The organism is Aquimarina rhodophyticola (genome assembly GCF_042434915.1).
Lineage (GTDB): Bacteria > Bacteroidota > Bacteroidia > Flavobacteriales > Flavobacteriaceae > Aquimarina.
In genome coordinates this window covers 532,501-546,619 of the sequence record NZ_CP170198.1, presented here as the reverse complement: position 1 = coordinate 546,619, position 14,119 = coordinate 532,501, and the positions used below count along the sequence as shown (strand labels likewise).

The window sequence follows — 14,119 nt, the reverse complement described above, 5'->3', positions numbered from 1 at the left end:
TAGTTTTTGTTTAAAAATGTTTGTAATAGCTTACAATATTGTATATTTATTATCGTTAGTGAACGTAATTAATAATTCAACTAAAAGACAACAATGACTTTACCTAAGTATTTACTAGTTTTAATTCTATCCATATCATTTTTTCAAGATTCTTTTGCTCAAGAAGAACAAGAAGATATGTCTGCTGATCAAGCACTAAAACAAGCAAATATTGAAAAACAATTTAGCACAGTAATAAAAAAATCAGGCAGATACCAGGAATATAAAGTCGTTAAACGTGTATGGATTGATCAACTCAAAACTAACACTCTAGATACTCTTAAAAGTCTGGAAAATCGTCTAACCACCTCGAATCAACGCATATCAGATCAAGAAAGTAAAATTAACGAGCTACAGCAAAATCTTAGTGCTACTAATCAAAATCTAGTTTCGATTACCGAAGAGAAAGATACTATGAATTTTTTGGGTGTAAACATGACAAAAGCAAGCTACAAAACAATGATGTGGGCTATTGTAGCAGTCATCTTAGCGCTTCTCGGATTTTTTATATTCAAATTTAAGAACAGTAATGCAGTAACTTTGGAAGCTAAGAAAAATTTGGCAGAGACAGAAGCCGAATTTGAAGATCATCGTCGTAGAGCTTTAGAACGAGAACAAAAAGTTATGCGCAAATTACAAGATGAGCTAAATAAACAACGCAAAACAGGAGCTAATTAACCCTTTTTTCTCAATATTCTTCGCATCTTTGCTGTCATTTATCAAAATAATATAAGGATGCGTATTGATATTATCACAGTTGTACCAGAGTTGCTTAAAAGCCCTTTTGAAGCTTCAATTATGAAGCGATCGATTGAAAAAGGACTTGTAGAGGTGAACTTTCATAATCTCAGAGATTACGTTACCGATAATTATAAACAAATTGATGACTATCAATTTGGAGGTGGTGCTGGTATGGTAATGATGATAGAACCAATTGACAAGTGTATTACTGCGTTAAAAGCCGATCGTGAATACGACGAAGTAATTTACATGACACCCGATGGTGAAACATTAAATCAAGGTAGCGCCAATCAATTGTCACTAGTCAAAAATATCATTATACTTTGTGGCCATTACAAAGGTGTTGACCAACGTGTAAGAGACCATTTTATAACACGAGAGATCTCTATAGGAGACTATGTATTATCGGGAGGTGAATTAGGTGCCTTAATTTTATGTGATGCTATAATTCGTTTAATCCCAGGAGTACTCGGTAATGAAACCTCTGCCCTAACCGATTCTTTTCAAGATAACTTGCTTGCTCCTCCTATCTACACAAGACCTGCAGAATATAAAGGTTGGAAAGTTCCTGAAATATTAACATCTGGAAATTTTCCAAAAATCGAAACTTGGAGAGAAGAACAAGCCTACCAAAGAACTAAAGAACGAAGACCTGATCTACTTAATGACTAACTAAACATCACTAAAGTTATTTTACTCAATAACTTGCATATTATCAAATATTACTTATTTTTGCACCCTGTTTTAAATAACCTCTGGCGAAAATCGCGAATGTTGTTTTAACATTAATAAAGAAAACTATATCAAAATGGAAGATTTAGTAAAGTTCGTACAGGACGAATTTGTAACCAAAAAAGAAATGCCAGATTTTGCAGCTGGTGACACAATTACTGTGTATTACGAAATTAAAGAAGGAGAAAAATCACGTACTCAGTTTTTTAGAGGCGTAGTAATTCAACGAAGAGGTTCTGGCGCTACAGAAACATTTACAATTCGTAAAATGTCTGGAACTATTGGAGTTGAGCGTATCTTCCCATTAAATTTACCAGCGCTTCAAAAAATTGAAGTAAACAAACGAGGTAAAGTTCGTAGAGCTCGTATTTTCTATTTTAGAGAACTTACTGGTAAAAAAGCAAGAATTACAGAGAGAAGAAGATAATCAACCCTCTATATATGATAAAAAGCGGTCTATTGACCGCTTTTTTTATGAACAATTGTTAATACCATAAGTTTATAACATGTTGAAAACTAATTAACTACATATAGTGTAATTCTAATAAAATTTCCTATTTTTATATAAATGAAGAGCCATGGAATGACACTAGGATTTCCTGATTTTCTCTTTATAATGTTCTTAGAACATTTTAAGTAACTTTATTACTAAGATTATTCTATAAAAACTAAAGTTATTTTTTTGCGTACATCCTTGAAATAATTTTAGGACCATAGCTTAAAATCATTTCAAAATGAAACTCAAAGGAAAAAATAAAGTTTTGTCAATAATCTTATTTTAAAGAAACACTTTGACTATCATCGTCACTTTACTCATACATATTCTTTATAAGTATGGTAAAAACTTTTGATAGTTGTTTTTTGAATGGTTTCTTAATTGATCTAGAATTAATTACAAAACATTCAAAACCGTAAACTCTTTTTTTGTTATAAGCAGCTTACGCTCTTATTTAATAGCTCTTAAAAGGCTAACACTAAAGATTTACGGATGAAAGCCATGTCAAAATTAAATATTTTGATATGGCTTTTTAATTTAAAATCACTTTTACCACTACTTCTCAATATTCTAGTTCAATTCACAAATCAAACTGAGGGGTTGCAATTGCCTGCTTAGATTTGTATATTCGCGCTCGGAAAATCATTTCATATCAATATTTATTTTGATTGTTTATTCTTTTAAAACTAAGTGGTTAAAACACTTATGAAATAGTTCTCAGAAACCACAGCACTTTAATGTGCACAAGTAAACCTTAGAAATGAATTCATTTCTAAATACGTATAAACATTTAAACACGTTCAAAAAATGGCAATTGAAAATTCCAAAATTGTATATACCCTAACAGATGAAGCTCCTGCGCTGGCAACTTATTCATTTTTACCACTTGTTCAAAAGTTCACTAAAACCGCTGGTATTAATGTTGAGACAAAAGACATATCCTTGGCAGCAAGAATATTAGCAAATTTCTCAGGATCGCTTAAAGACAATCAAAAACAGTTAGATGCACTCTCAGAACTAGGTGAGCTTGTAAAAAAACCGCAAGCAAATATTATAAAACTTCCTAATATTAGCGCGTCCATTCCCCAACTTAAAGCTGCAATTTTAGAACTACAATTACAAGGCTACGCGGTACCTAATTATCCCGAAGAACCTAAAAACGATACAGAAAAAGAAATTAAGCAAATCTACGACAAGATTAAAGGTAGTGCCGTAAACCCTGTATTAAGAGAAGGAAACTCAGATCGTAGAGCACCTAAGCCTGTCAAGCAATATGCCCGTAAGAACCCACATAGCATGGGTGCATGGGATAAGAACTCAAAATCTCATGTCGCTACAATGACTAGTGGAGATTTTTTTCACAATGAAAAATCAGTAGTTGTATCCAAAGCCGATGATGTTAAAATTGAGTTTATAGATGACAATGGCAATGCAACTGTGCTTAAAAAAAGTACGCCCCTATTAGCAGACGAAGTAATTGACGCAACTGTGCTTAATAAGGTAGCATTAATTAAATTTTTGGAACATGAAATAAATGATGCTAAGGATAAAAATGTGCTGTTTTCTTTACACATGAAAGCTACCATGATGAAAGTCTCAGACCCTATTATTTTTGGTCACGCTGTTACGGTATTTTTTAAAGATGTATTCGAAAAACATGCTGCTATTATTGATGAGCTAAATGTTGAAGTTAATAATGGTTTTGGTGATCTTCTTGCTAAAATTAAAAAACTACCAGAAGCAAAAAGAAAAGAAATTGAAGCTGATATCGCTGCTGTTTATAAGGAACGTCCAGGTATTGCCATGGTAAATTCTGACGAAGGTATCACAAATTTACATGTTCCTAGTGACATTATTATTGATGCCTCGATGCCTGCCATGATTCGTACTTCGGGACAAATGTGGGATGCTAATGGTAAAACTCAAGATACAAAAGCAGTGATTCCAGATAGTAGTTACGCGGGGATCTATCAAGAAACTATTGATTTTTGTAAGGAGCATGGAGCTTTTGATCCTACCACGATGGGAACAGTTCCTAATGTTGGACTAATGGCACAAAAAGCAGAAGAATATGGCTCACATGACAAAACCTTTGAAATCCAAGGAGATGGTATTGTTCGCGTGGTAAATGCAGCGGGAGACATTCTTATAGAACATGAAGTAGAAGAAGGTGATATTTGGAGAATGTGTCAAACAAAAGATGCGCCTATTCTTGATTGGGTAAAACTAGCCGTTACTAGAGCGAAGGCTTCCAACACACCAGCAATTTTCTGGTTAGATGAAAACAGAGCTCATGATGCGCAATTGATCAAAAAGGTTCACACATATTTAAAAGATCATGATACTACAGGGTTAGACATTCAAATTATGTCTCCTGTAAAAGCTACGCGTTATACACTAGCACGCATGAAAGATGGGAAGGATACGATTTCTGTAACTGGAAACGTTTTAAGAGATTATAATACCGACTTATTTCCTATTTTGGAATTAGGTACAAGTGCAAAAATGCTTTCCATTGTTCCGTTAATGAATGGTGGGGGTCTATTTGAGACAGGTGCAGGTGGTTCTGCACCAAAACATGTACAACAATTTAATAAAGAAGGTCACTTACGTTGGGATTCGCTAGGAGAATTTTTAGCCTTAGCAGTTTCATTAGAACACTTGGGTGAAAAGAATAAGAATTCTAAGGCCATTATTTTGGCAGATACTTTGGATCAAGCAACTATTAAATTTCTCGATAATAAAAAATCACCATCTAGAAAAGTTAACGAACTTGACAACCGAGGAAGTCATTTTTATTTAGCTCTATACTGGGCACAAGCTCTGGCCGAGCAGTCAAAAAACGCTGAACTTAAATCCGAGTTTAGCGCATTAGCTAAGCAACTAGAAGATAATGAAGAGACTATTATCGATGAACTTAACAAGGCTCAAGGAAACCCAGTGGATATGGGTGGGTATTATTGGCCTAATCCCAAAAAAGTATCTAATGCGATGCGTCCTAGTAAAACGCTTAATAGTATTATAAACAATTAACTTGTATTACACTATAAAGCCTGCACAATCTGCAGGCTTTATAATTTCAATGATAAAATTACAGTAGGTATACTAGCTTTAGTATACTAAGACATTTATATTGAATTCTTACTTGTAACATCTCTTCATATCGAGCGTCTATCAATTGTATAACCCTTCTAACCTATTTCTTTTGAAAAAAATATTCATAGCCAGTGTCCTACTCATACTCTTTCAAAATACACTATACAGTCAAGAAAAATTCACGTTGAGCGGAGTAATTTCTGAGCAGTCAAGTAATGAAACACTTATTGGTGTTAATGTCTTATTTCCCGAAATTTCAAAGGGTGTGGTTACCAACGAATATGGGTTTTACTCTATAACGCTACCAGCTGGAACCTATCAATTACAGGTTAGCTATTTAGGTTTTCAGGATATTATTCAAACACTTATACTTTCTGAGAATCAAAAAATTGATTTCCAATTAGAAGAAGCTTCAGAGATGCTAGACGAAGTTATTATAACAGAAGATGTAGAACGAATCAATATTAAAAACCCTCAGATGAGCGTCAATAAGTTATCTGCAGGTACAATCAAACAAATCCCTGTAGTGCTGGGTGAAGCAGATGTTATAAAATCTATATTACTTTTACCCGGAGTAACTAGTGGTGGCGAAGGAGCTTCTGGATTTAATGTTCGTGGTGGCGCAGCTGATCAAAATTTAATTCTGCTCGATGAAGCTACAATCTTTAATTCTTCACATCTTTTTGGGTTCTTCTCAGTTTTTAATCCTGATGCTATTAAAGATTTAAAATTATACAAAGGAGGGATACCTGCAAAATATGGAGGTCGGGTATCTTCTGTTTTAGATATTTATCAAAAAGAAGGAAATAGTAAAAAATTTCAAATGAATGGAGGAGTCGGCCTTGTTGCTAGTAGAATCCTCGCCGAAGGTCCTATTGTAAAAGATAAAGGAGCTTTTCTTGTTGGTGGTAGATCATCCTATGCACACTTATTTCTTCCGTTATTTGATATAGATAATACAGCATACTTCTATGATTTAAATACTAAGCTTAATTATAAAATTGACGACAATAATAGCCTGTATCTATCTGGATATTTTGGACGCGATGTTTTTAATCTAAATGATAGCTTTAAAAATGTATACGGGAACTCTGTTCTTAATCTAAGATGGAACCATCTTTTTTCTGAAAAATTATTTTCTAACTTATCCTTAATTTACTCAGATTACTTTTATGGTTTAGAATTAGATTTTGTAGGATTTAAATGGAACTCTGGGATTCGTAATTTTAATCTTAAATACGACTTAAAACATTATATTGGTAATAATTTTCAACTCAACTATGGTATAAATAATATTTATTACCGTTTTAATCCTGGGGAGATAAAGCCTAATCGAGAAGACTCTGGTATTACCGAAGAAAAACTTATTGATAAATATGCTAACGAGTTTGCTGTCTATATTGATGCAGAGCACAAAATATCAAATAAACTTACAATGCAATATGGATTGCGATTAAGTAATTTTGTTCGACTTGGTCAAGATGAGTTAAATGAATATAGTGATGACAATCCAGTAACCTATGATCCTGTTACACAAAATTACAATGGTGCAGACCCAATAGGCATAACTACTTATAAGAGAAGTGATCAAATAGAAACTTTTACAAATCTAGAACCAAGAGTAGCTTTATCTTTTGCCTTTAACGATAATACTTCAGTAAAAGCTAGTTATAATCGTATGACGCAATACTTGCATTTACTATCAAATACCAATGCTCCTACTCCACTAGATGTATGGACACCAAGTGGTAAATATGTAAAACCTCAAAAATTAAATCAATATGCTTTGGGTTTTTTCAAAAGCTTTAAGGACAACGCATATTCTCTGGAAACCGAAATATTTTATAAGGATATAGAAAATCGCATTGATTACATAGACGGTGCAAATCTTATTGCCAACAATGCTATTGAACAAGAAATATTAAATGGCGAGGCTAGAGCATACGGACTTGAATTTCTTTTACGTAAAAACTTGGGCAGATTTAAAGGATGGTTTGCCTATACGCTTTCAAAATCAGAGCAGCGTACGCCGGGTAGAACATCTATAGAGACAGGTATAAATAATGGTGACTGGTACAATACACCCTATGATAAAACCCATGATTTTTCTATCAATACAAGTTACGAACATAACCAAAAATGGAAATTTGCTGCTAATTTTATTTTTCAAACTGGTCAACCCACAAACTATCCGAGTGGGCAATTTACCTATCAGGATTTAGCAGTTCCTATTTACGATGGACTTCGTAATAGTGAACGACTACCAGCATATCATCGTTTAGATCTATCTGCTACTTTAACACCAAAAAAGAATAAAGATAGACGTTGGCAAGGTGAATGGGTTTTCAGTATTTATAACGCCTATAATAGGAAAAATGCTGCTTCCATTAGTTTTAGTCAAAATACCGATACTCAAAGAAATGAAGCCATACAAACATCTATTTTTGGTATAGTACCTGCTATTACTTATAATTTTAAATTTTAATCCTATGATTATTTCAATAAAAACTATCATGGCATTTATAAAAAAGCGATCTATGCCTCAAATCGCACTAAAAGTTTCAATCCTATTAATAGGAATAGTATGCATCACTGGTTGTGAAGATGTTGTGGATATTGACACTCCTGTAGGAACTCCAACATTAGTTGTGGACGCTTCTTTTAGAGTCTATACAGATGAAGAGCCAGTACAAGTAGATAATGCAATAAAATTATCATTATCCGCTCCATTTTTTGCTCAAGATGTTCCTGCGGTGTCTAATGCTACAGTTTATATAACTGACCAAACAGATCAAACACGTATTCTTTATACAGAATCTCAAGTACCCGGTACGTTTATTCCTAATCAACAAGACCAATTTATTCCACAGTTTAATAGATCCTATGAATTAACCGTAATTTATAATGATGAGACCTATATTGCTACTGCTAATTTAATTCCGACGGTACCTATTGATGAGATAAAGCAGGGAGATGGTAATTTTATAGATGGAGAAGAAACTGAAATTTTTGCAGTTTTCACAGATGTAAAGGATAGAGAGGATTATTACTTTTTTGATTTTGGATTTAATGAATATACTGTAAATGAAGATCGTTTTTATGATGGTCAAACCTTTGAGTATCCTTTTTATTATGATGACCTAAAACCCAATCAAGAACTAAATATTTCAATACTTGGAATAGATGAGCAGTATTTTAACTATGCCGAAATCCTAATTGATCAAAGTGATCCAGGAGGAGGTCCATTTCCAACACCACCTGTAAATTTGAGAGGGAACATTAAAAATGCTAATAAAACTGATCTAAGAGCCTTAGGATACTTTCATATTGCTCAAGCTTATAGATTATCCTATACAGTCGTTACTCCCTAGTTGATAAATTTGTATTTTTAAGATTATGACGTTTACAAAAACTACAGAACAAGAATCAAACTATAATGCTCTAGAAAAAATGAGCGTAAATCAACTGTTATCTTCGATCAATAAAGAGGATAAAACAGTTCCTAACGCAGTAGAAAAAGCAATACCATATATTGAGCAGACGGTAAATATTATAGTGAGTAAACTCAAAAATGGAGGTCGCCTTTTTTATTTAGGTGCAGGAACGAGTGGTCGCCTCGGCGTTGTAGACGCGAGTGAATGTCCGCCCACTTTTGGTGTGACCCAAGATTTAGTAATCGGACTCATTGCTGGGGGTGATACAGCTATTAGAGAAGCTGTTGAGTTTGCCGAGGATGATAAAGAACAAGGATGGAAAGATCTAAAGAAACATAAAATTACTTCAAAAGATGTAGTTATAGGTATTGCAGCTTCTGGTACTACACCCTATGTTATTGCTGCCTTGCAAGCATGTAATACCCATCAAATTACTACCGCGTGCATTACGTGTAATGAAAAAAGTCCTTTAGCTACTACAGCACAGTATCCTATTGTTGTAACGGTTGGGCCAGAGTTTGTTACAGGAAGTTCTCGCATGAAAGCTGGAACTGCTCAAAAACTAGTGCTCAATATGATTTCTACGGCAGTCATGATTCAATTGGGTCATATTAAAGGAAATAAAATGGTAGATATGCAGCTTAGCAACGACAAACTTGTGGATCGTGGTATTCGAATGGTGATGGAAGAATTAGCTATTGAAAGAAATGAAGCTACTATACTACTCAATAAATATGGAAATGTACGCACCGCTATAACTTCTTATGAAACCTCAAAAAACAAATAAAGATCTTTTAGCTAAAGGAGTACAGCGCATCGCTATTGCATTTATATTCATGTTTATTAGTCCAGTTGTTATTCACTCTGCTTTTAAAAATCAGGAACATCCTATGTATATTCCTATAATATGCCTAGGTATAATCGGTGCTATATTTGCAATTACCATGGGATTCATTGGTATAAAAACCATGATGGATGCTTTCTTTGGTAAGAAAAAATGAATTCAAATACCACTGCGTTTTGATATAGGCGTGCTTGGGTTATACCCAAAACCAGGAATTTCATACGTAATACCCATAGAATTCATTATATAACCTATAATTGCATAATGATGTAACGCATGGCTATTAGCATGAGCCAAAATACTTTCTAATGTATAATTAACCGTAACCTTGCCATGTCCCATATCATCAGTTACATGAAGTAGATAATCTGTATTAGTACCAATATAAGATGTTAGCGTATGTTGAATCGAACGTATACCTTGATGTGCGGCTTCTGGATCAACAGCTATCCTTACATCACGCTTTCGAGCAGTTAGATCTATAATACTATCATCTAATCCACTTTTAATACAATCAAAAAAGTCCAATATATGACGAATGTGACTTCCAATACTAGAATAATAAGGTCCTACAGAAGTTTGGTTATAAACGTCTACATCAATAATATCGAGCAAAAAAATTGCTTGCTCTAATGTAGAATTAATAGAATGTATTAGTGCTTTTTTCATATAAAACTATGCCTAAGATACATATTAAACTCATAAAATTGATATTATCTAGTAACTATAAAGTTAAAATCACACAAAATTCATTAAATATCTTCTGAAAATTCAAGTAAGGAATAGATCACTTTGAACTAAGGTTAAACCACAAAATCATGGATAAAATACAATATTAATCGATAAAAGGTAAAAAATTTAGCCTTTAATGTAAAAATATTATATATTTGTAATTCATAAAAAAGCTTTTTTACAAATGAAAGGAATCGTTTCGATCTTATTACTATCTTGTTTCATCTTACAAGTCAATGCACAAAATTTACATGAAGACGCATTAACTGCGGCCAGTTATGCATTTGCACATGCAAAAAAAGCACATGGTGCTAATAATGTATTTCATACACAAGAATACGCAGACAAAGCTATAGAATCTTTTAGAAAAGCAGAAGATCTAGCCGCACAATGTGAATGTAGTGAAGCTAATGAAACTGCCTATCAAGCAACTGTTGATTTAGAAAGTGCATTAGAACAGGATACATATGAGCGTAGTCGTTTTTATGTTAAACGTGCAAAAGAGCTTGGATCTACATTATTAGAACAATTGACAAAATGTAGTGTCGACAGTAAAAATGCTGTTGCCCAGAATCCAGTTGAAGCAAAAGAGGCTGCTATTGCCGAAGCCAGTCAAGAAGTTGAGCAAAAACAACAAGAATTAGAAGAAAAAAGACGGCAACTTAATTTAGAACAACAAAAATTAGAACAACAAATTGCCGAACAAAATAAATTAAAAGCAGCGTTTGAAGCTAAACGTGCCGCAGAGCTAAAACAACAGACTGTAATAAAAGCTAAAGCCGAGCTAGCTCTTAAAAAATTAGAAGCTGCACTACAAGAATTAAGTATTGTACTTAATGAAGATGCTACTTTTCAAGCACAAAAAGATTATTTACGTAGTCAAAGTGATCTCGAAAATGAAACACTTGATGATACCAAAAATTTCTACGTAGACCAAGCAAAAGAACTTACGCGCACCGCAATGAAACAATTTGCTGGTAATGCCGAAAATTAATATGACTTAATTTTATTTTGTAGCCCCAAAATAGAATTTTTTTAAAACGGTATCTTGTACAAGATACCGTTTTTTTGTGCATAACTTTTTAAATAAATGTAGCTACTTATTGGAATAATTCCATAATTTTGGAATAATTCCAATAAGTAAAATTTGAGAACAATTCTACATCTTGATTTAGACACATTTTATGTATCTGTTGAGCGACTTATAAACAGTTCGCTACAGCACAAACCTCTATTAGTAGGAGGAATAAGTGATCGAGGCGTTGTAGCAGCCTGTAGCTACGAGACTCGTACTTTTGGTGTACATTCTGGTATGCCTATGAAAACTGCAAAAGAACTATGTCCCGAGGCTGTAGTTATTAAAGGGAATGCAGGAACCTACAGTAACTATTCTAACATCGTTACCGAAATAATTAAAGAACAAGTACCTGTACTTGAAAAATCTAGCATTGATGAATTCTATGCAGACTTGTCAGGGATGGATCGATTTTTTGGTTGTTTCGATTACGCCAAAGAACTTCGACAAAAAGTAATAGCAGAAACAGGACTCCCCATTTCTTTTGGTCTCTCTACTAATAAAGTAGTATCAAAAGTAGCAACCAATGAAGCAAAACCTAACAGTCAATTAATGATAAATTTTGGCACAGAAAAGCCTTTTTTGGCTCCCTTGTCCATAAAAAAAATACCTATGGTTGGTGATAAAACATATCAAACCCTTAGAGGCCTAGGAGTCAAATATGTAAAAACAATTCAAGACATGCCTGTAGATGTTATGAAGCGTGTTCTGGGAGCTAATGGTTATACTATCTGGAAACGCGCCAATGGCATAGATGATACACCCGTTATAGCGTTTTCAGAGCGTAAATCTATATCGACAGAGCGTACTTTTGATAAAGATACTATCGATGTATACAAATTAAAAAATTTGCTGATAGCCATGACAGAAAATTTAGCCTATCAATTACGTCGCGGTAACAAGTTGACCGCCTGCATAACCGTTAAAATTCGCTACTCCGATTTTAATACCTATTCAAAACAACTCAAAATCCCCTATACCAGCGCAGATCATTTACTTATCCCTAAAATTATTGAACTTTTTGAAAAACTATATCAAAAACGGTTACTCGTTCGTCTAATCGGGATTAGATTTAGTCATTTAGTCAATGGTAACTATCAAATTAACTTATTCGAAGATGATGAAAAACAACTTAATCTCTATAAGGCCCTAGATCACATCAGGAGTCAATACGGAGATCGTAGTGTGATTCGAGCAGTAGCAATGGGATCAAAAACTATTGGTCGTATGCAAAATCCATTTAATGGTCAACCCCCTATTGTCTTGGCTCATAGAAAACAATAATTAATTGGGCGTGTCCCTTTGGGTCAGGCTATACGCGCTACATGGTAGCTTGCTACTATCCCTCACGCTCATTAAGAACACCAAATTATGTACCTCAATTGTCACTCCTACTTCAGTTTGCGATTCGGAACTTTTTCTGAAACTGCTTTATTAGAATTAGCCAAAGAAAATAAAGTAAATCATATAGCTTTAACCGATATTAACAACACCTCAGGTTGCCTTAATTTTGTACGTAAAGCCAAAGAAAATGGAATTCAACCTGTAGTAGGAATTGATTTTAGAAACCACCACCAACCACTGTATATAGGTATTGCTAAAAATAATGAAGGTTATAAAGAACTTAATGACTACTTATCTCATCACCTACACTACAAACTTGATTTCCCTTCACAAGCCCCTACATTTAACAATGCATATATTATTTATCCTTTTGAGCAAGCACATAAACTTAACAAACAAAACTTTGATCCACATGAATATATAGGTATCGCGATCAAAGATATAAACAAACTAAAGTTTTCTAAAATAAGAATACATACCCATAAACTCGTCGTACTACAGCCAGTAACTTTTAGATCTAAAAAAGACTTTAACGCGCATCGCCTCTTACGTGCAATCGATAATAATGTACTGCTTAGCAAACTTCCTATTAAACAACAAGCCTGTTTTTCAGAAAAAATGATACCCCTTGATACTTTGGTAGAAAAATACAGTGACTTTAAACATATACTTAAAAATACCCAAACACTTATTAAATCTTGTAGTATTGATTTCAACTTCTCAAAAAATAAACCATCCTTGAATCAACGTACTTATACTGGTGATCTACAAAAAGATCAAATATTGTTACAAAAGCTTTGCCAAGAAGGACTCGCATATCGCTATAAGAAGCCTGATAAGCAAGTACTCGATAGAATAGAAAAAGAACTCAAAATGATCACTCAAATGCAATTTGTGTCCTATTTCTTAATTAATTGGAGAATCATTACCTATGCTAGGCAAAAAGGCTATTATTATGTAGGTCGCGGTAGTGGTGCTAATAGCATTGTAGCCTATATATTGAGAATTACAGATGTAGATCCTATAGAGTTAGATCTATACTTTGAGCGCTTTATAAACACCCATCGTACCAGTCCACCAGACTTTGATATTGATTTCTCTTGGAAAGACCGACAGGACATCACCCAATTTATCTTTGACACCTTTGATAATGTAGCACTTATGGGAACCTATATCACTTTTCAATACAAAGGTGTTGTTAGAGAATTAGGTAAGGTGTTTGGTTTACCCAAATTCGAAATTGATAAATTGAGTACAGGCGCATATCAACCTAATGATTTAGATCATATTAGCAAACTAGTTCTATTGTACGGCAAGCTTATAGAAGGTATGCCTAACTATGTAAGTATACACTCTAGCGGAATTTTAATTAGTGATGCTCCATTACACTATTATTCTGCTACAAACTTACCCCCCAAAGGATTCCCTACCGTACAGTACGATATGCTCATTGCAGAAGATTTAGGATTGTATAAATTTGATATCTTAGGACAACGAGGTTTGGCAAAAATAAAAGACGCTCTTAATATTATTAAATACAACCAACCTGATCATCCTCCAATCGATATTCATAATATCAAAGATTT

Annotated in this window: 12 protein-coding genes (1 of these 12 cut by a window edge); 11 read left to right on the top strand and 1 reads right to left on the bottom strand. The window is 33.8% G+C overall.

Going from position 1 to position 14,119, the window contains the following annotated elements; all coding sequences use genetic code 11:
* Positions 1-93 precede the first annotated feature (93 nt).
* The 8 genes from ACE939_RS02435 (at position 94) to ACE939_RS02400 (ending at position 9,539) form a co-directional block, all read left to right on the top strand.
* The gene (locus tag ACE939_RS02435) at positions 94-717 is read left to right on the top strand and encodes a tRNA (guanine-N1)-methyltransferase (protein ID WP_378187191.1); all 624 of its coding nucleotides are present in this window, start codon (positions 94-96) and stop codon (positions 715-717) included.
* A gap of 57 nt (positions 718-774) precedes the next feature.
* Positions 775-1,452, top strand: coding sequence for a tRNA (guanosine(37)-N1)-methyltransferase TrmD (trmD, locus tag ACE939_RS02430; RefSeq protein ID WP_378187190.1), 678 nt, complete (start codon positions 775-777; stop codon positions 1,450-1,452).
* A 136-nt stretch (positions 1,453-1,588) separates the two neighbouring features.
* Positions 1,589-1,939, top strand: a complete 351-nt coding sequence (gene rplS / locus ACE939_RS02425; protein ID WP_378187189.1) for a 50S ribosomal protein L19 — start codon at positions 1,589-1,591, stop codon at positions 1,937-1,939.
* Positions 1,940-2,815: 876 nt separating this feature from the next.
* Complete coding sequence (locus tag ACE939_RS02420) at positions 2,816-5,041, top strand: NADP-dependent isocitrate dehydrogenase (protein ID WP_378187188.1); 2,226 nt, start codon at positions 2,816-2,818, stop codon at positions 5,039-5,041.
* Positions 5,042-5,213: 172 nt separating this feature from the next.
* Complete coding sequence (locus ACE939_RS02415; protein WP_378187187.1) at positions 5,214-7,589, top strand: carboxypeptidase-like regulatory domain-containing protein; 2,376 nt, start codon at positions 5,214-5,216, stop codon at positions 7,587-7,589.
* A gap of 4 nt (positions 7,590-7,593) precedes the next feature.
* On the top strand, positions 7,594-8,475 hold the full coding sequence (locus ACE939_RS02410; protein WP_378187186.1) for a DUF4249 family protein: 882 nt from the start codon (positions 7,594-7,596) through the stop codon (positions 8,473-8,475).
* 25 nt (positions 8,476-8,500) lie between these two features.
* Positions 8,501-9,325, top strand: a complete 825-nt coding sequence (gene murQ / locus ACE939_RS02405; RefSeq protein ID WP_378187185.1) for an N-acetylmuramic acid 6-phosphate etherase — start codon at positions 8,501-8,503, stop codon at positions 9,323-9,325.
* Positions 9,303-9,539, top strand: coding sequence for a DUF6095 family protein (locus ACE939_RS02400; RefSeq protein ID WP_378187184.1), 237 nt, complete (start codon positions 9,303-9,305; stop codon positions 9,537-9,539). The genes murQ and ACE939_RS02400 overlap by 23 nt, the downstream gene beginning before the upstream one ends.
* 2 nt (positions 9,540-9,541) lie before the next feature.
* On the opposite strand, the gene ACE939_RS02395 is transcribed toward ACE939_RS02400, so the two are convergent.
* Positions 9,542-10,051 (bottom strand): DinB family protein, encoded by a 510-nt coding sequence (locus tag ACE939_RS02395; protein WP_378187183.1) that lies wholly within the window; start codon positions 10,049-10,051, stop codon positions 9,542-9,544.
* A 247-nt stretch (positions 10,052-10,298) separates the two neighbouring features.
* Between ACE939_RS02395 and ACE939_RS02390 the strand changes: the two genes are divergently transcribed.
* The 3 genes from ACE939_RS02390 to ACE939_RS02380 form a co-directional block, all read left to right on the top strand.
* Complete coding sequence (locus ACE939_RS02390; protein WP_378187182.1) at positions 10,299-11,108, top strand: hypothetical protein; 810 nt, start codon at positions 10,299-10,301, stop codon at positions 11,106-11,108.
* A 153-nt stretch (positions 11,109-11,261) separates the two neighbouring features.
* Entirely contained in the window at positions 11,262-12,473 is a 1,212-nt protein-coding gene (gene dinB, locus ACE939_RS02385; protein ID WP_378187181.1) for a DNA polymerase IV, read from the top strand.
* Between the two features lie 87 nt (positions 12,474-12,560).
* Positions 12,561-14,119, top strand: the 5' portion of a protein-coding gene (locus ACE939_RS02380; protein ID WP_378187180.1) for a DNA polymerase III subunit alpha. The gene runs 1,402 nt beyond the window's last position; only the first 1,559 of its 2,961 coding nucleotides appear in the window; its start codon is at positions 12,561-12,563; the stop codon falls past the right edge of the window.

Coding starts and splice junctions, on each gene's coding strand:
- rplS (WP_378187189.1), top strand. CDS start 1,589: ATGGAAGATTTAGTAAAGTTCGTACAGGACGAATTTGTAACCAAAAAA.
- ACE939_RS02410 (WP_378187186.1), top strand. CDS start 7,594: ATGATTATTTCAATAAAAACTATCATGGCATTTATAAAAAAGCGATCT.
- ACE939_RS02420 (WP_378187188.1), top strand. CDS start 2,816: ATGGCAATTGAAAATTCCAAAATTGTATATACCCTAACAGATGAAGCT.
- trmD (WP_378187190.1), top strand. CDS start 775: ATGCGTATTGATATTATCACAGTTGTACCAGAGTTGCTTAAAAGCCCT.
- ACE939_RS02435 (WP_378187191.1), top strand. CDS start 94: ATGACTTTACCTAAGTATTTACTAGTTTTAATTCTATCCATATCATTT.
- murQ (WP_378187185.1), top strand. CDS start 8,501: ATGACGTTTACAAAAACTACAGAACAAGAATCAAACTATAATGCTCTA.
- ACE939_RS02390 (WP_378187182.1), top strand. CDS start 10,299: ATGAAAGGAATCGTTTCGATCTTATTACTATCTTGTTTCATCTTACAA.
- ACE939_RS02400 (WP_378187184.1), top strand. CDS start 9,303: ATGAAACCTCAAAAAACAAATAAAGATCTTTTAGCTAAAGGAGTACAG.
- ACE939_RS02395 (WP_378187183.1), bottom strand. CDS start 10,051: ATGAAAAAAGCACTAATACATTCTATTAATTCTACATTAGAGCAAGCA.